The 17,360-nt window shown below is 69.0% G+C and carries 14 protein-coding genes; 8 read left to right on the plus strand and 6 right to left on the minus strand.

Going from position 1 to position 17,360, the window contains the following annotated elements; all coding sequences use genetic code 11:
- Window positions 1–2 precede the first annotated feature (2 nt).
- Window positions 3–4,193: a TIGR02680 family protein gene (locus OHB12_RS10175; RefSeq protein ID WP_327118390.1), complete on the plus strand. Its 4,191-nt coding sequence runs from the start codon at window positions 3–5 to the stop codon at window positions 4,191–4,193.
- 84 nt (window positions 4,194–4,277) lie between these two features.
- On the opposite strand, the gene OHB12_RS10180 is transcribed toward OHB12_RS10175, so the two are convergent.
- From OHB12_RS10180 to OHB12_RS10190, 3 genes are all read right to left on the minus strand, one after another.
- Window positions 4,278–4,778 (minus strand): M15 family metallopeptidase, encoded by a 501-nt coding sequence (locus OHB12_RS10180; protein ID WP_442800004.1) that lies wholly within the window; start codon window positions 4,776–4,778, stop codon window positions 4,278–4,280.
- 689 nt (window positions 4,779–5,467) lie between these two features.
- Window positions 5,468–5,932, minus strand: coding sequence for a hypothetical protein (locus OHB12_RS10185; protein WP_327118392.1), 465 nt, complete (start codon window positions 5,930–5,932; stop codon window positions 5,468–5,470).
- Window positions 5,933–6,072: 140 nt separating this feature from the next.
- Complete coding sequence (locus tag OHB12_RS10190; RefSeq protein WP_327118394.1) at window positions 6,073–7,749, minus strand: fumarate hydratase; 1,677 nt, start codon at window positions 7,747–7,749, stop codon at window positions 6,073–6,075.
- 279 nt (window positions 7,750–8,028) lie between these two features.
- Here OHB12_RS10190 and OHB12_RS10195 point away from each other — a divergent pair, with 279 nt between their 5' ends.
- Window positions 8,029–8,499, plus strand: a complete 471-nt coding sequence (locus OHB12_RS10195) for a MarR family winged helix-turn-helix transcriptional regulator (RefSeq protein WP_327118397.1) — start codon at window positions 8,029–8,031, stop codon at window positions 8,497–8,499.
- A 4-nt stretch (window positions 8,500–8,503) separates the two neighbouring features.
- Here the strand turns inward: OHB12_RS10195 and mftD are convergent, their stop codons facing one another.
- Complete coding sequence (gene mftD / locus OHB12_RS10200) at window positions 8,504–9,742, minus strand: pre-mycofactocin synthase MftD (protein ID WP_327118399.1); 1,239 nt, start codon at window positions 9,740–9,742, stop codon at window positions 8,504–8,506.
- On the minus strand, window positions 9,739–10,440 hold the full coding sequence (gene mftE / locus OHB12_RS10205) for a mycofactocin biosynthesis peptidyl-dipeptidase MftE (protein WP_327118401.1): 702 nt from the start codon (window positions 10,438–10,440) through the stop codon (window positions 9,739–9,741). The genes mftD and mftE overlap by 4 nt, the downstream gene beginning before the upstream one ends.
- 40 nt (window positions 10,441–10,480) lie before the next feature.
- Here mftE and mftR point away from each other — a divergent pair, with 40 nt between their 5' ends.
- The 6 genes from mftR (at window position 10,481) to OHB12_RS10235 (ending at window position 15,931) form a co-directional block, all read left to right on the plus strand.
- A complete protein-coding gene (gene mftR / locus OHB12_RS10210) occupies window positions 10,481–11,167 on the plus strand; it encodes a mycofactocin system transcriptional regulator (protein ID WP_327118403.1) in 687 nt (228 codons plus the stop codon).
- Between the two features lie 74 nt (window positions 11,168–11,241).
- Entirely contained in the window at window positions 11,242–12,135 is an 894-nt protein-coding gene (locus OHB12_RS10215) for an STAS domain-containing protein (RefSeq protein WP_327118405.1), read from the plus strand.
- A 13-nt stretch (window positions 12,136–12,148) separates the two neighbouring features.
- Window positions 12,149–12,538: an STAS domain-containing protein gene (locus OHB12_RS10220; RefSeq protein WP_159930623.1), complete on the plus strand. Its 390-nt coding sequence runs from the start codon at window positions 12,149–12,151 to the stop codon at window positions 12,536–12,538.
- Window positions 12,528–12,941 carry an ATP-binding protein gene (locus OHB12_RS10225; protein WP_327120988.1) on the plus strand — a complete coding sequence of 138 codons (414 nt, stop codon included), beginning with the start codon at window positions 12,528–12,530 and terminating at the stop codon, window positions 12,939–12,941. The genes OHB12_RS10220 and OHB12_RS10225 overlap by 11 nt, the downstream gene beginning before the upstream one ends.
- Complete coding sequence (locus OHB12_RS10230) at window positions 12,934–13,566, plus strand: SpoIIE family protein phosphatase (RefSeq protein WP_327118409.1); 633 nt, start codon at window positions 12,934–12,936, stop codon at window positions 13,564–13,566. The genes OHB12_RS10225 and OHB12_RS10230 overlap by 8 nt, the downstream gene beginning before the upstream one ends.
- A 76-nt stretch (window positions 13,567–13,642) precedes the next feature.
- Window positions 13,643–15,931, plus strand: coding sequence for a SpoIIE family protein phosphatase (locus tag OHB12_RS10235; RefSeq protein WP_327118411.1), 2,289 nt, complete (start codon window positions 13,643–13,645; stop codon window positions 15,929–15,931).
- Window positions 15,932–16,144: 213 nt separating this feature from the next.
- Here OHB12_RS10235 and OHB12_RS10240 read toward each other — a convergent pair whose 3' ends face one another.
- Window positions 16,145–17,317, minus strand: a complete 1,173-nt coding sequence (locus OHB12_RS10240) for an ROK family transcriptional regulator (RefSeq protein ID WP_327118413.1) — start codon at window positions 17,315–17,317, stop codon at window positions 16,145–16,147.
- Window positions 17,318–17,360: the final 43 nt, after the last annotated feature.

Raw genomic sequence — 17,360 nt, forward strand, 5'->3', positions numbered from 1 at the left:
TGATGTCGCTCATTCACGGCGGAGTGCGGTTCACCCCGACCCGCGCCGGGATCGTCAACCTGTGGGACTACCGCGACCAGGAATTCTGTTTCGCCGACGGCAGGTTGGTGCTGCGCGGGCCGAACGGGTCGGGCAAGACCAAGGCACTCGAGGTGCTGTTCCCCTTCGTGCTGGACGGGCGGATCGAGCCGCGCAGGCTCAACCCGTTCGCCGGCGAGGAACGCACGATGAAGTCGAACCTGCTCTACCGCAAGCAGGAGTCGGCCTACTCTTACGTCTGGATGGAGTTCGCTCGCGGTCGCCGGGACGACCCGGAGGTGGTCACCGTCGGGATCGGCATGCGCGCCACTCGCTCCTCGGACAAGGTGACCCGCTGGTACTTCGTCGCCGACGGCCGGGTCGGCGTCGACTTCTCGCTGATCGGCCCGGACGACCGCCCGTTCACTCGCAAGCAACTCGCCGAGCAGATCGGCACCGACTCGATCGTCGACCGGCCGGTGGAGTACCGCAACGCCATCGACGCGCGCATGTTCGGTCTCGGCACGCAGCGCTACGACCAGCTGATCAACCTGATCCTCACGTTGCGCCGCCCGCAGCTGGCGAAGAATCTCGACCCGCGCGGTCTGTCCCAGGCGCTCACCGACGGCCTACGTCCGCTCGACGAGCAGCTGATTCTCGACGCCGCCCGTTCCTTCAGCGACATGGAGGAGGTCGGCCGCACCCTGGAGGGCTTGGTGCACGCCGACACCGCGACCAGGGCTTTCGTAGCGGTGTACCGAAAATACCTTGCCGTCCAGGCGAAGACGGACGTCGACCTGGTGCGCGCCCGGCTGGACGCGGTCACCCATGCGAGCACGGCACTGTTCGCCGCCACGGCGCTGCGCAAACGCAGGGAGGCCGAGCGCACGACGGCCGAGACCCGCGCCGAGGACGCCGACCGCACCTACGAGCAGGCCCTCGCCGACCGGGAGAACCTGCAGCGCTCCAGCGCGTACGAGGGCAAGCAGCAGCTCGACGACTTGGCCGACGCCGTGCGGCGCCTGGAGAGCTCGGCGGGCGTCCACGGCGACAAGGCGCTCAAGACGCGCCAGACCATGGACCAGCGCGCCCAGGAAGCCGAGCGCACGCGCACGGCGGTTCGTACCGCTCGCGCCGCGCTCGCCCGCGGTGAGGACGAATTGCGCACAGCCGCGGAAGAAGCCGGGATCATGTGGACGCCGCTGCCCGAGACGGCGCGCGCCGAGCAGCTCACCGCCGCCGTCCGCGCTCACGCCGAGGAACGCGACGCCGACGTGCGCGCGGCACGGAAGGCGTTGGGGTTCCTCGACAGTGCGGCCGCCGAGCGCACCAGGGCCGAGCGGCTCGCCGAGCGCGCTCGCGAGCTGCGCGAGGCGGCCGCCGCGGAGGTCGCTCATGCCGAGGCGGCCGTGGCGCTGGCCCGCACCGAGGCCGCGTGCGCTCTGCGGGCTTGGTGGGACGAGCACCGCGAGGTCTACTCCCCGCTCCGCGACGGCCTCTTCGAGGCGCTGGACACCGCTGTCGCCCAGGCCGGTTCGGACGAGGCGACCGTCGCAGAGGTGCTGGTCGAGCGGGCCGAGCCCTTGCTCGACGAGATCCGCACCCGCCGCCGAGACGCCCGCGCCCGCGCGGCCACAGCGGCCGCGCGTATTACCGAGCTGAACACCGAACGCGACCGGGTCGCTGCCCAGCGCGACGACGCGCCCCCGGCTTTCGTAGCGCGCTCCGGTCGGACGGGCGACTGTCCCGGCGCTCCGCTGTGGCGCCTGGTCCGTTTCGCCGACGACGTGTCCCCCGAGGCCGCGGCAGGCATCGAGGCCGCGTTGCACGCCGCCGATCTGCTCGACGGTTGGGTCTGCGCGGACGACGAGCTGCCGTCGGACTACGAGTCGGATCAGTTCCTCGTGCCGCTGTCGGCGAACCAGCGACCTTCCGGACGCACACTCGTGGATGTCCTTGTCGTCGAGGATGATTCGGACACCCTCACGGTGCCGCGGCAGACCGTGGCCGACGTGCTCGCCTCGATCGCCCTGTACGACGACGCGGACGAACCGACCGGCGTGGTCGCCATCGGGATCAGTGGTAGCTTCCGCCAGGGGGTGCAGGTCGGCGGGCACCGGAAGGCCGACGCGGAGTTCATCGGTGCCACCGCGCGAGCCAGGCGGCGCGCGGCCCGCGTGGCCGAGCTGGCGGCCGCCATCGAGGTGGCGAGCGAATCCCGGCGTGCCGCCGAGCAGGACGAGGAGGACGCCACCGCCGAACTCGCCCGGATCTCCGCCGCGGCCAAGGCGCTTTCGCGTCCGACCGCGATCACCGCCACACTGCGCGCGGTAGCGGAGACCGCGGGCATGATGCGGTCCCGCTCCGAGGCCGGCGCCCAAGCCGAGCGCGACCTCGATCAGGCGGTGGCGGAGGTGTCCGCCGTCGAGAAGAAGCTGCGTGCCACCGCGGCGACGCACCGGACACCACGCTCGGCCCGCGAGCTGGACGCCCTCGCCGCCGCCATCCGGCACTTCGAGAACACCGGCACCGGACTGCTCCGCCTGCGCACCGAATACGAGCGCGAACGCGAACGCGAGCGGGAAGGCGAGGACCGTCTGACCGAGGCGGCGGACTTGGCCGAGGCGTTCGCGGAGGAGGCGGAGGCGGCGCAGTCCGGTTACCAGGAGCAATTGCGCAAACTCGAGACGCTGCGCGACGCGCTGGGTGCTGGCGCGGCCGATATCGACCGTGAGCTGGACCTGGCCAGGCAGCGGATCGAAGCGACCAAGGCGGAGCAGAAGGCGGCGCGCAAGGCCGCCAACGAGGCCATCGAGGCGGTCGGCGACGCCGAGGCCGCCTATCGCACCGCGCACGAGTCTTTGGGCACCGCACTCACCGAAGTGCTCGCAGAGGTGAAAGCCCTTGCGCCGTACGCCGAACCAGATCTGCTCACCCTGCTCGGCGCGCCGCCCGACGGACGCTGGCCGAGCAGTGACGCCGCGTGGTCCACACCGGAACAGCTGCTATACCAGATCGCGTCGGCGGGGCCGCACGCCGAACCGCGAGTGCTGCCCGACGAGGTCTCCGAGCTGTTCGACAGTCTCGCCACCGCCACCTCGTCCGTGCGCGCGAGCGAGGCCACCCGCAAGTCCACTCGCAGCGCGGTCACCGCGGCGCTACAGGAGTTCGACGCCGCGCTCGCCGGTTCCGGCCGCGACTATCGGCTGCAGTGGGACGCGGCCGACGGCCTCACCGTGGTCCAGGTGCACGACGACTACGGCGTTTCGGCGGTCGCCGATTTCGCCACCCGCATCGATGCCGCGCGCAAGGACCAAGAGCTGCTGCTCACCGACGCCGAGCGGCGCATCCTGGAGGACGCGCTGCTCACCGGCCTCGCCCAGCAGATCCACGAACGCACCAGCGACGCCCGCCATCTCATCGCCAGAATGGGCGCGGAGATGAAGCAGCGCCGCATGTCCTCAGGCAACACCATCGGCGTGCACTGGGTGCTCGCCGACAGCCTGTCCGACGCGGCGCGGGCCATGTGCAAGCTACTCGACCGCGACGCCTCTGCGCTCTCCGCGGCGGACCTGGCAGCGATCCGGGCGCATTTCGCCGCCGAGATCCGCGCCGCGCGGGCCGCGCACCCGGAACGCTCCTACCCCGAGATTCTCGCGGCGACCCTGGATTACCGCACCTGGCGGGTGTTCTCGTTCACGCTGATCTCCGCGGACGGCAGCGAGGACAAGCTGACCGTGGCCCGCCACAGCGCGCTGTCGGGTGGCGAGCAGTCGGTGTCGCTGCACCTGCCGCTGTTCGCCGCCGCGCACGTCATGCTCGATTCGGCCGACCCGCAGGCTCCGCGCCTGCTCGCGCTGGACGAGGCGTTTGCGGGCGTGGACGACAACGGACGCAGCGAGTTGCTCGGACTGAGCGTGCAATTCGACCTCGACCTGTTCATGACCGGCTACGACTTGTGGATCACCTACCCGCACGTCCCCGGCTGCGCGCACTACGACCTTGCGCACGCCACGGCCGAGAACGCCGTCAGCGCGACGCTGCTGGTCTGGGACAGCGGTGATCTGCTCGCCGAACACGACGGCACCGATCTGACCGCCGCCCTCGGCTCGCCCAATCGCCGCCGCGTCCCGAACACGATCGAGGGCGGACTCGAGCTGGCGCCGGTGACCTGACTTCGAAGGCCGCGCGGTGCGGCCATCGGTCCCGAGCGGACGATGGTGTGGGTGCGGTCGCCGGCCACCCGTTCGCCGAAATGGCTACCGCTCGCTCGCGTCCGGCCGCATCGGCGGGCAGTCCACGCCCGGCACGGTAGCCAGCTCGAAATGCCACCACTCGTTGTCGAACATCCGGCACAGCCCCCAGCGATTGCCGTTGGCCTCCAGCCACTGCGCACCCTGCTGTGGGCCGACGTCGATCGCCCGCCCGGACACGTGCGTGGACTCCGCGGGCGGCAGCACCCACCGCCGGGTGGCCTCGGGGCTGCCGTAGGTCGCCAGTCCGTCGTCCCACAGCACCTGCTGCTCGTCCGGCGTCCGGTATCCGGAGGTGATGGACAGCGGCACGCTCTGCGCGCGCGCCTCGCGTTCGGCGAGCGTGTACGCCAGAGCCAACCGGGGCTCGAGCCCCTCGGTTCCGGCCGCCGACCCCGCCGACTGCCGCTGATCGGTCGCGACGCCGGGCTCGGCCTGCGTCTGCCCCGCCATCGCCCCGGTCACGACCAGCGCGGACAGCACCGCCACCGGCAGCCCCTTCAGCATACGATTCCGCCCACCACTCCACAGCACCATGTCGCGATGCTATCGCCTGCGTGCGCCGAGCCGGGTATCCCCGGTTCGGCGCACGCGGTGCGCGTGGCGCTCGCGGCGCCGGATACCGAGCCGCCCGTGGCGCACGCCGACTACCCGCACGAAGCGGACGGTGGCAACGCGACGACCGTGCCGATCTGCTTCAGTGTGCCCGCAAGCACGGCGAGCGGCCGCACAGATTCGAAGCAGCGACCCTGTGGACAACATCTGGCGAATCACGCTGCAAACAGCACAATTCGGATACACAGGGCACACAAAGTGTGATCATAGCTAAACGATATGTCCGATTGTGAGTCAATTATCCCCAGCTGGCTAACATTTCGCTCACAAGGAAATCCCATTGTCCACAATCTATTCCAGTGCTGTGGATCACAGTACGAAAGGGGTTGCCATTGATCCGGATTGTCGGAATCCTCCGACCTGCACGCGATTCGCGACCGCACCATCACGCACGGTCGACGCCGAGAGCGCGAAACTCGTTGTTCTCCAAGCCCCTGCGAATCGGGCCGGACGCACGGCGGACGGCTTCCGGGCCAACGCCGGGTAGCCGTCCGCAGGTCGAGCGGTCGATCCAGAAACACGAGTTTCCACATTCGCTCCCCAGAATGTGAAGAGCTACTACACCGGACAATCCGGCCGAATCACACGCGCGCCGGACCGTCCAGCGCACTCGGCCGCGCCCGCGTTGCGGCCACCCGCGCGCGGGCACGGCGAATCGCCTCCACTGCTTCGCGATTGCGCCCGATCCGCTCGAGGATCTCGGCGCCGTGCGCGCGGGCATAGGCGACGGCGACCCTGATCCGGCCGACGTTCAGGTCCGATTTCGCACCGAGGATTTCGATGCGGCGTTCCGCGGGACCATCCAATTCGCGTAGACGCGCAACGACTTCCCAGACCTCGGGGCCTGCCGCCAGCGCGGCGCGACGGTCGTTCATCGGTCCACGGAAGACGATCCCGGGATGGTCCAGCTGATCGACACCCTCCCGGATCAGGCGATCGAGTAGTGCGGTGCAGCTCGTTCCGTCCCGGGCGGCGCGCTCGGCCAATCGCCGAACCGCCGACTCGGAGATACACAACGACATCGGTACAGCCCTGGATGTACTCATTGCCCTCCTCAACTTGCGTCGGCAGCCGAAACCAACGACGTACTTCGCTGAGGGTTCCCGGGGCATGACGACGCCACCCCGGTGATCGGGGGGACATCGCCGTGTCCGCGCGCTGCCACCACGCGGGTTCGAACGACGATTCAGACGCGCTCTCGGGAGCGGGTGCGCACGCGCAGCGCGATCGGCTTCTGGGTTTCGGCGAAAAAGTCGTTGCCTTTGTCGTCTACGACGATGAACGCGGGAAAATCGTCGACCTCGATCTTCCACACGGCTTCCATGCCCAGTTCGGGGTACTCCAGCACCTCGACCGACTTGATGCAGTCCAGCGCCAGCCGCGCGGCCGGGCCGCCGATGGAACCGAGGTAGAAGCCGCCGTGCTCCTTGCACGCCTTGGTCACCTGCGCGGACCGATTGCCCTTGGCGAGCATGACGAACGAGCCGCCTGCGGCCTGGAACTGGTCGACGTACGAGTCCATCCGGCCCGCGGTGGTCGGGCCGAAGGAGCCGGAGGCGTAGCCCTCGGGCGTCTTGGCCGGGCCCGCGTAGTAGACGGCCATGTCGCGCAGGTAGTCCGGCATCGGCTCGCCCGCGTCGAGGCGCTCCTTGATCTTGGCATGCGCGATGTCGCGCGCGACCACGAGCGGCCCGGTCAGCGAAAGCCGGGTCTTCACCGGGTATTTCGACAGCTCGGCGCGAATCTCGTCCATCGGCCGGTTCAAATCGACCCGCACGACCTCACCGCCGAGGATGGCGTCGGTCTGCTCCGGCAGGTACTGCGCGGGCTCACGCTCGAGCTGCTCCAGGAACACGCCCTCCGCGGTGATCTTGGCCAGCGCCTGTCGATCCGCCGAGCAGGACACCGCGATGGCCACCGGGCAACTGGCGCCGTGCCGCGGTAGACGCACCACACGCACATCGTGGCAGAAGTATTTGCCGCCGAACTGCGCGCCGATGCCGAAGGACTGCGTCAGCTCGAAGACCTTCTCCTCCAGCTCCAGGTCGCGGAACGCGTGCGCGGCCAGCGAGCCTTCGGTGGGCAGGGTGTCCAGATAGTGCGCGGAGGCGTACTTCGCCGTCTTCAACGCGAACTCGGCGCTGGTACCGCCGATGACGATCGCGAGGTGATATGGCGGGCAGGCCGCGGTGCCGAGCGAGCGGATCTTCTCGTCCAGGAACTCCAGCATCCGCGTGGGGTTCAGGATGGCCTTGGTCTCCTGGTACAGGAACGACTTGTTCGCCGAGCCACCGCCTTTGGCCATGAACAGGAACTTGTACGCCGGATGCGCCGAGTCACCCGCCGTGGAGTACAGCTCGATCTGCGCGGGCAGGTTGGAGCCGGTGTTCTTCTCGTCCCACATCGTGATCGGCGCCAGCTGCGAGTAGCGCAGGTTCAGTTCGGTGTAGGCGTCGAAGACGCCGCGGCTGATCCATTCGGCGTCGTCGGCGCCGGTGAGCACTCCCTCGGACTTCTTGCCCATCACGATCGCGGTGCCGGTGTCCTGGCACATCGGCAGGATGCCGCCCGCGGAGATGTTGACGTTCTTCAGCAGGTCCAGCGCGACGAAGCGGTCGTTGCCGCTGGACTCCGGGTCGTCGATGATCTTACGCAGTTGGCCCAGGTGCGCGGGGCGCAGGTAGTGACTGATGTCGTGCATGGCCGTTTCGGTGAGCAGTCGCAGCGCCTCCGGCTCGACCTGCAGAAATGTGCGGCCGTTGTGCTCGAAGGTGCTGACGCCCTCGGTGGTGAGCAGCCGGTAGGGGGTGTCGTCCCGGCCGATCGGCAGCAGATCTGAATAGCGGAAGTCCGGCGCGGTCACCAGTCGCACTCCTTTTGGGTGGGCCCGAGCGCTGACGAACACCGGGCTGGTCACGAGAACAGCGAGCCTAGCGGCCGAGCCGCACCCCACCGATGGTTAGGCAACCCTATGTCGAGCAGTCGACCTAAAAGGTTGCACGTTCAACCCAGGTGGTGCTACCTCTCATCTCTGAGAAAGCGCCCGGGTGTCCCCTCGTCCGGCCGTGTGCAGACTATTCGCGCGCCGCGCCGAGCGACGCGGAATGTTCGATGCCAGATGTTCAGAGTTTGGAGCGCTATCGTGACCGATCCCCATTGGCTCGATGACGTCGAGATGCGCGCCTGGGTAGGTTTCGTGCGCACCCGCGACCTCATCGCCGCGGCGGTCGGGCGGGACTCCACCAGGGAGTCCGACCTCACCTATGTCGAATACTCGGTCCTCGCCTACCTGGTGGACACCACCGATCACCGGCTTACCTTCGCCGCGCTGGCGGCCAAACTCGAGTGGTCGCAGAGCAGGCTCTCGCACCAGATCACCCGGATGGAGAAACGCGGCCTGGTGGTGCGCGAGCCGATCCCCGACGACGCCCGCCGCACCGCCGCGCGGCTCACACAGCGCGGCGCCGAGGTGCTGACCGGCGCCGCACCCGCGCACGTGCAGAGTGTGCGCAGGCACATGATCGACATCCTCGATCGCCAACAGCTGGCCGCGCTCGCCGACATCTACGACACGCTGCTCACGCACCATCGAAGAGCGGCGGCCGAGAGTTGAACCGTCAGGCGGACGTGGATGCCGACGGTTGCACCGTGCACTCCGTCGACGTGTCTGCCGCACCGGCTGATTCGGGCACCCCGAGCGCCCGCTCGAACCCGGCAGGCACCACAAGATCCGAGCGGTCCAGCTCGGCGACACTGGTCTTGCGCAGGCCGAGCAGCGCCGCATCGATGCCGCCGCGCAGGATGTCCAGCACGTTCTCCACGCCGACCTGCCCGTTCGCGGCCAGCCCCCACAGGTAGGCACGGCCGATCATCACGGCCCGAGCCCCCAACGCCACCGCCTTCACCACGTCGCTGCCGCGGCGGATGCCGCCGTCGAGCACCACCTCGATCTGCGACCCCACCGCTTCCACGATCGCAGGCAGCGCCCGGATCGCGGCCGGAGTGCCGTCGAGATTGTTGCCGCCGTGGTTGGAGACCGAGATCGCCGCGACACCGGCGTCGACCGCGCGGTGGGCGTCGTCCACCCGCATGACGCCCTTGAGCATCACTGGCCCGTCCCACTGCTCGCAAATCCACCGCACGTCCGCCCAGTCCGGCGCTGGCGTGCCCATCCATTCGCCGTAGGCGCCGAAGAAGCCGGGGGCGGGACCGTCGCCGACTGCCATGTTCGGCGCGGTCAGATCCGGAATGTGGCCCGAGCGCACATAGCCGGCCAGCCAACGCGGGCGCGCCAGCGTCTGCGGCGCGAACTTCAGCATGGTGCGCAGGTCGAGCCTTTCCGGGATCACCGGGCTGCCCCAGTCGCGGCCGTGCGAGAACGACCAGTCCAAGGTCAGGATCAGGCCGACCGCGCCCGCCGCCTTCGCTCGGCGCATCCGCTGCAGGATCTCCTCCTTGCCGCCGCACCAGTACAGCTGGAAGAAGGTGGCCGGGTTGGCCTCGATCACCGCCTCGATCGGTTTGCTGGCGAACGAACTCAGGCCCATCGCGATACCGCGCGCGGCCGCGGCGCGGGCGACAGCGATCTCACCGTCCGGGTGCACCGCCTGCACGCCGGTCGGCGAGATCAGCACCGGCATCGAAAGCTGTTGTCCCAGTATGGTTGTGGCCTGATCTCTGGTGCCGATCGGCCCCGCGACGTGCGGCGCGAAGCCCAGTTCGGTGAACGCCTTCCGGTTCTCCTCGATGGTCTGGCCACGCTCGGATCCGGCGATCAGCGCGCCGTACACCGACTTCGGGAGCCGTTTCTTCGCACGTCGCTGCGCTTCGGCGACAGTCTCGAACCACGGGTTCATGTTCCGGTCCTTTCCGGGGAGGCTACCGGCCACCAGAGCCGGGTTCGGTCGATCAGGTCACCGGTGAGGTGTTCGAGCAGAGCGGCGCCCTCGCCGGCGGTCGCGCCCGCCGGGTCGCCGAGCACGCCGTTGGCGCTCACCGCGCGCACTCCCCCGGCACGGAGCAGCGGCAGCAACTCCGCCAGCGGACGGGTGTCGCCCGCGGCGGCCAGATCATCGCGGACCCGATCGGGCGCGAGCGCCAACTGAAGTGCCGTCTCCGACCGCCCGGCATGCGCGTCGCCGTCGAAGCGTGGCAGATAGACGCGCACGTCGCGCGACTCGCTGCGCAGCAGATCCTTCGCCCTTCGCAGCGGTTCGATATTGCCGCCGTGCCAGTTGACCAGCAGGATCCGGTCGAAGGTTTCGGTCGCCGAGCGGCACAGCTCGACGATCAGCAGCTCCAGCGCCGCCTGTCCGATCGACAGCGTGCCGGGAAAGCCCGCGTGCTCACCGCTGGCGCCGTACGGAATCGCCGGTCCGACAAGCACATCGGGCCGAACAGCAGCGAGCCGGGCACATAATACCGCGGCGACGTCCGTGTCGGTGGACAGCGGCAGGTGCGGGCCGTGCTGCTCGGTGGCACCCACCGCCACGGCAAGGATCGCACCCGCGGCGGCCCACGCGCCCGCTTCGGGCGAGGTGAGATCCGCCAACATGCCGCGAGATTATCGTCAGTCACTGACATAATCAAGGGCCATGACCGCCGAGCAGAATCAGACGATGCGGGACAACCGGATCACGCGCGGCCGCCCACGCGGCACCACCAAGCGCGAACTCGAACTGATCGCCATGCGGCTTTTCACCGAGCAGGGCTTCGACGACACCACCGTCGAGCAGATCGCCGCCGCGGCGGGCATCAGCGGACGCACCTTCTTCCGATACTTCCCCACCAAGGCGGAGGTGCTCTGGTACCAGTTCGACGATGAAGTCGCCGCACTGCGCGGAGCCTTCGCCACGGTGCCGGACGACGTTCCGATGATGACCGCCGTGCGCCGAGTCGTGGTGAACGCCAACCGATATCGCGCCGAGGATGTCCCCGAACTACGCACCCGCATGCAGCTCGTCGCCACCATCCCCGCCCTGGCCGCCACAGCGGGCGCGCACTACGACGCCTGGGAGCGCACGGTGAGCGCGTTCGCCGCGGGGCGACTCGGCGAGCCGGAGGACGGCCTGATCCCCCTCGCCGTCGGGCGGACCACCCTCGCGGCAGCCCGCGCGGCATTCGACGCCTGGCTCGCCCGTGCCGACAGCGACCTCACCGTGTACTTGGACGAGGCACTCGCGGCGCTGGAACGCGGATTCGCTACGGTGCCTGAGGCCCATGCCATCCGGATCGAGGGCGAACAAGCGGCAGGTTTCGGCGGCGGCCCAGGTGGGGTATGACTAGGCTCGGTATCGGCTCGCAGCCGAAACGTACGAAGATCCCGACTCAACCGTCGAAAGGGGCAGGAGTTTCCATGTCCGAGGTGTCCATGAGCCTTTCGGCGGATTCGCTGACCGCGGGCCCGGTCGACAACCTGCTCCCGCAGCTGGTCGAGCATCTGCGCCAGAACCGCACCGCACTGCGCGAGGAATGGGCCCGGCGAATCACCGACGCCCAACTCCTCACCGCAATGACCCCCGAGGAGATCTTCTCCGAAGCGACTTCGGTTTACGACAACTACGTCGAGGTGCTCGAGACCGGTAGCGTCGAGGCCCTGCAGGCCTACGCACGGGACCTGTCCGAACGCATCATCCCGAGAGGAGTCGAGACCGACGAGGTGCTCGGCATCGTGCTGCTGCTGCGCGACGTGCTGGCCCGGTCCCTGTTCGAGAAGTACCAGGCCGACTTCGAGCTGCTCAACGCCGTGCTCGACGCGTACGAACCGGCCGCCAACCGCATTGCCAACACCGTGGGCGTCTCCTTCGTCCAAGAGCGCGAGCGCGTCATCCGCCAGCAGCAGGAGGCCATCCGCGAGCTGTCGACGCCGGTGCTGCAGGTGCGCGAGCAGCTGCTGATCCTGCCGATCATCGGCGTGCTGGACAGCCAGCGTGCCCGCCAGCTCACCGAGCAACTGCTGCGGGCCATCCGGGCCAACCGGGCGAAGGTTGTCGTCATCGACATCACCGGTGTGCCCGCGATCGACTCCACGGTAGCCAACCACCTGGTGCAGACCGTCGACGCGTCCGGCCTGATGGGCGCGAACGTGATCATCACCGGCCTGTCCTCGGAGATCGCGCTGACGCTGGTGACCATCGGCCTGGATCTGTCGAAGATGAACGCGGTCGGCGACCTCCAGGGTGGTATCGAAGAAGCGGAACGTCTCCTGGGTTACGAGGTTTCCCGGGTCTCCGAACGCGACGGCCGCTGATCAGGCGGACCTGATGCCGGTTCCGATTCTCAAGCAGGGTACGTATCTCATCGCGTCGGTCCAGTCTGCCCTGACCGACGCCGATACCGAGCGCCTGCAGGACGACCTGATGAAACAGGTCAGCAAATATCGGGCACATGGCATCATCGTGGATGTCACCGCGATCGACGTGATGGATTCGTTCGCGGCGAGATCATTGCGTACCATCGCGCACATGACGCAGCTGCGCGGCGCCGAAACGGTGATCGTCGGGCTGCAACCGGAAGTCGCGTTCGCCATGGTGCAGCTCGGGCTCACGTTCGAAGACATGCACACCGCCCTCGATCTGGAAGAGGGACTCGCCTGGCTGAACCGCAAGACCCCAGCCCGTCGCCAGCGAGACGGTCGTGACAGTGGCCGCTGAGAACGTGGTGATCGCGGTCAGGGCGTCTGGTGACATCGTGATCGCACGTCAGGCCGGACGCGAACTGGCAGCAGAGCTCGGATTCACATTGACCGACCGGACCATGATCTCCACAGCGATCTCCGAAATCGCCCGCAACATAACCAGTTACGCGGGAAGCGGCGAAATACGTTTGCTGGTCGATGACCGCGAGGGTCGACAAGCGCTGGTGGTGCAGGCCGAAGATCAGGGACCGGGCATCCTCGACATAACTCGCGCGCTGGAGGACGGCTACTCCACCGGGCGCGGACTGGGGCTCGGCCTCCCCGGTGCCCGACGATTGATGGACCGGCTCACCGTCGACTCGGCGCCGGGGCGCGGCACGCTGGTGGAGATGTGGAAGTGGGTACCCAACGGTGCATGAGGACGGGTTCATCGGCCGGATCGAGTGGGCGGTGGCCGGTCGCGCACTACCCGGTCAAGATGTCTCCGGTGATCGCGGGGTTGTCCTCGACACCGGCGGCGGCACAGTCCTTTTCGCCGTCCTGGACGGACTCGGGCACGGCGCCGCCGCTGCCGACGCTGCGGGCCGTGCGGCGCAGGTGCTCGCGGAGAACCGCGCCGAACCCCTGGATGTGCTGATGGTGCTCTGTCACCGCGCACTGGCCGACACCCGCGGGGCAGCGATCTCGCTCGCCCACTTCGAGGAGGGTGACAGGGTGCGCTGGCTCGGTGTCGGCAACGTCGAATCCCGGGTGCTCACCGCGGGTCCCATCGGTCTGAGCGTGCACGCCACCGTGCTGCTCACCGCGGGCATCGTCGGCTATCGGCTACCGGCGAACCTACAACCACAGTCCGTTTCGGTCCGCCCCGGCGATCTGCTATTGATGTCCACCGACGGTATCGTCACCGAATCCGCCGAGCGGGTCGACCTTTCCAAGTCCACCGCCGACATCACCAGCGAGATCCTGGCAAGGGACGCCAAGGACACCGACGACGCACTCGTGCTTGCCGCCCGGCATCGCGGCACAGCAGGCCCGACGACATGAGTGAGCGCGGCGAGCGAACCGTCGACACAGCCGAGTTCTCGGTCATGCCGGAGCCGAGCGTCAGCGAGGCGCGGGCATGAGTGAGCTGCTGGCCGATTTCCTCAACGCCTACGCCGACGCGCTACGGCGGCAGCTGGGTTCGCCTACCCAGGCCGGTCTCGCCGAGGGCTATGAGCTCGGTCGGCGCGCGCTGGTGGAGGGCATCAGCCTGCTCGACCTCACCGAGAACCACTTCCGGGTGGTCCAAGACGCCGAACAGCAACGGCACGGGATCCGGTCCGAGAGCGGCGAACCCGACAGCCGCCTGCCCGAGACGGCGCTGGAATTCCTGTTGCAGACCCTCGTCCCGCTGGACATCGCCACCCGCGGCTATCTCGACGGCACCCGCCGCTATGAGCAACAGCGTTCGCGCGCCGACGATCTCGCCGGACGCGACGCGTTCCGCACCGCGCTGGTCGAATCGCTGCAGGACGGGTTCTTCGTCGCCGACGCGCAGGGCACCATCATCGAAGTCAACACCGCCTTCGGCGCGCTGACCGGCTACGGCGCCGCCGGAATCCCCTACCCGCTCCCGCATCCGTGGTCTTCCCTGGACGGTCCGCGCTATCCCGATCTCGGGACCGAGGCACAGCGTTTCGTCATCCCGATCCGGCACCGGGATGGGCGCAACGTGTGGCTCGCGGTGAGTACCAGCGCACTGATCAAGCCGGAGGGCAACGAGCGGATCGTCGTCGGCACCATCCGTGACGTCACCGCCGAGCACGACGCGCAGGCCCGCGACCAGGCGGCCTCCCGGCTCGCCACCGCGGTCGGCGCGGCGACCAGCGTGGTCGAGGTGCTCGCCGTCGGGCTCGACGAGTTGCGGCGCACGGTGGGCGCGGAGACCGCGGTGGTGGCGGTGTGGCCGAGCCGCACCGCCGCGCCCGAGGTGTACGTCTCGGGCATGGGGGCCGACAGCACCTCGCACCACGGGGATGTCACGCTGGACGAACGCTCGCGCGCGCTGCTCGACCGGGCGCGGCGCAGGCCCGCCCGCAGTCTGTTGGCCATTCCGGAGGGCGCCGAGAGCTCCGAGGGTATCGTCACCCCGCTCGGTGAGACCGGCGATGCGGCGATGTGGTTGCGCTTCGCCGCGCCCCGAGCGATCAGCGCCGCGGACTGGACGCTGTTCTCCCTGTTGATCGGCCATCTCAGCCTCGCGGTGCAGCGGGCGCGGAACTTCGACCAGGCGCGCGCCACCTCACTCACCCTGCAGCGCGCCATGCTCGGCCCGATCGAGCTGCCGCCCCGGTTCTCGGTGCACTACGAGCCCGCGCTGCCGCCGCTGGAGATCGGTGGCGACTGGTACGACGTGGTGCCGTTGCGCGACGGCACCATCGGCGTCATGGTCGGTGACTGCGTCGGACGTGGCCTGTCCGCCGCCGTCGTGATGGGCCAGCTGCGGACGGCGGCGCGGGCGTTGCTGTTACGCGGCGCCGGACCGGCGCAGCTGCTGGCCGAACTCGACACCGTCGCCGCACGGATCCCCGGCGCCATGTGCACCACGGTGTGCGCCGCCGTGCTCGATCCGGTGCGCGGGCTCGTCCGCTACAGCAGCGCCGGGCACATGCCGCCGATCCTCGCGGACGTCGCCACGACCGGCAGGCTGCTCGAGGGCGGCCGCGCGGTGCCGCTGGCGACGTTCGACCCGCCGAGGCGGCCCGAGGCCACCACGGCGCTGACGCCCGGCTCGACGCTGGTGCTGTTCACCGACGGGCTGGTCGAACAGCGCGGCGTCGATATCGACGACGGATTCGCCAAGATCGCGGCAGTGCTCGCCGACACCTCGGGACGGCTGCCACGCGAGGTGGCGGACGCCGTGCTCTCCCGCCTGCGGCCCGCGGCCGGCTACGACGACGACGTCGCGATGGTGGTCTACCGCCAGCCGCCCGCACCGCTGCGGCTGGACGTGCCCGCGCACGCAGACGAACTCGCGGTGCTGCGGCGCACCATGAAGGGCTGGCTGGCCACCGCTGCGGTGCCGCACGACCTGGCTTCCGATCTGGTCGCGGCGGCCAACGAGGCGTGCAGCAACAGCATCGAGCACGCCTATCGCAACGGCGACGGCGGGCGGGTCCAACTGTCGGCCACCTGCGACGTCGATGCGGTGGTCATCATGGTCACCGACTCGGGCAACTGGAAGCCGCGCGCCTCCGATCCCGGCTATCGCGGCCGCGGGATCGAGATGATGCGAGCGCTGACCGAGGAGCTCGATATCGACCACTCCGGACCAGGCACGACGGTCCGGATGTCGGTGACGCTGCCCGCAATTACGTTCCCGGTGGCCAATCCGTTGCGTGATACGCACCGGCGGATTTCTGGGTGACGCAGCAGGAACCGAATCCCCGTCATCATCCGAACCCGCAACCCGAGCGTGGTGCCCTGAAAGCCTTGGTCGCCACGCACATTCACGAATTCGCAGCACGAGATCAACCAACGATGGTGCCCCGCTCCGGGGCCTGGTTCTCGGCGGAATTCGACTGGCCGGGAGTAGCCGCGGGCATGCTCGCGTCCCCGAGCCACCGCTCGGCCATCGGCCCTACCGCGCGGCGACCATCGCGTCCACCGTCTCTGGGGACAACATCTCGTCGGCCACCAAGCCCGCCAATCCCACGAACGCGCCGTTCTCCCCCAGCTGCGACGGGCCGATGTCGAGGTTGCGCAGTGCACTCGAGTGAGCGTTCGCCTCGACGGTACGCCGCAGCCCCTCGAGAAACGGTGGCAGCACGCCCACCGCTCCCCCCACGCGGACGTATGTCGGATCAACGATCGACACCATCGTCGCGACCACAGTCCCGACGAGTCGCCCGGCCTTCTCCGTCGCCCGGATCGCGTCGGGTCTGCCATCATCGACCAGGCGGACGACATCGGCCACCGTGCGCACCCCGAGGGGTTGCAGGTCGCGAGTCAGCGCCTGCCCGCTGGCACTGGCCGCGACACATCCGCGGCGGCCACAGCTGCACTGCTGTTGGCTGCCCTCGATCCGCATGTGCCCGATCTCGCCCGCGGAGCCGCTCTTGCCGCGGTGAACACGTCCCGAGATCACCACGCCCGCACCGATTCCGGTCCCCACCTTGACCCCGACGAGTGTCGCGTCGGGACGGCCCAACGCACAGAAGTCGCCAAGTGCCAACGCGTTCGCGTCGTTCTCCAGCAGGACAGGCACGCCGAGCGCGGCGGCGAACGGCTCGCGCAGCGGTGCGCCGTTCCAGTCCGGCATGGTCGGTGGTGCCACGGTGACCCCGCGCTCATGGTCGATCTGCCCTGGGACCGACAGCGCCATAGCACACAGGGTGTCGGCACGCCCGGTTCGCCGCAACAGTTTCCGACCGGCGTCGAGCAGCACCGGCACGATCTCGCGCGGGCTGTGCCGCATGGGCAGCCGGTGGTCCTCACGCGCGAACACCGTCCCACGCAGGTCGACCACCGCGAGCGTCGCGTGACTCTGCCCGAGGTCGGCGACGAGCGCGGTGCGGCCGGTGTCGTTGACCTCGAGCACTTCGGCGCGTCTGCCGCCACTCGACTCCCGGTGCCCGGCTTGGCGGACGAGCCCGAGACTGCGCAGAACATCCAGCCGCTCAACCAAAGTCACCCTCGACAGCCCTACCCGTTCCTGCAGCTCGAGCCGCGTCAGTGGGCCCGCCGCGCGCAGTAGGGCGAGCACGTGTCCCGGAGAGGTGGGGCTCGAGGGCGTCGATGTGGTCACGAGCATGTTGACAATATCCCCCACTGCACTTACGTTAACCAAACTGACA

The sequence above is a fragment of the Nocardia sp. NBC_01730 genome (genome assembly GCF_035920445.1).
In the GTDB taxonomy this organism is placed as follows: Bacteria; Actinomycetota; Actinomycetes; order Mycobacteriales; family Mycobacteriaceae; genus Nocardia.

Bases quoted from the DNA above. Each gene is read 5' to 3' on its own strand.
- OHB12_RS10175 (WP_327118390.1), top strand. From the start codon at position 3: ATGTCGCTCATTCACGGCGGAGTGCGGTTCACCCCGACCCGCGCCGGG.
- OHB12_RS10180 (WP_442800004.1), bottom strand. From the start codon at position 4,778: ATGCTGAAGGGGCTGCCGGTGGCGGTGCTGTCCGCGCTGGTCGTGACC.
- OHB12_RS10185 (WP_327118392.1), bottom strand. From the start codon at position 5,932: ATGAGTACATCCAGGGCTGTACCGATGTCGTTGTGTATCTCCGAGTCG.
- mftD (WP_327118399.1), bottom strand. From the start codon at position 9,742: ATGAACCCGTGGTTCGAGACTGTCGCCGAAGCGCAGCGACGTGCGAAG.
- mftE (WP_327118401.1), bottom strand. From the start codon at position 10,440: ATGTTGGCGGATCTCACCTCGCCCGAAGCGGGCGCGTGGGCCGCCGCG.
- mftR (WP_327118403.1), top strand. From the start codon at position 10,481: ATGACCGCCGAGCAGAATCAGACGATGCGGGACAACCGGATCACGCGC.
- OHB12_RS10215 (WP_327118405.1), top strand. From the start codon at position 11,242: ATGTCCGAGGTGTCCATGAGCCTTTCGGCGGATTCGCTGACCGCGGGC.
- OHB12_RS10220 (WP_159930623.1), top strand. From the start codon at position 12,149: ATGCCGGTTCCGATTCTCAAGCAGGGTACGTATCTCATCGCGTCGGTC.
- OHB12_RS10235 (WP_327118411.1), top strand. From the start codon at position 13,643: ATGAGTGAGCTGCTGGCCGATTTCCTCAACGCCTACGCCGACGCGCTA.
- OHB12_RS10240 (WP_327118413.1), bottom strand. From the start codon at position 17,317: ATGCTCGTGACCACATCGACGCCCTCGAGCCCCACCTCTCCGGGACAC.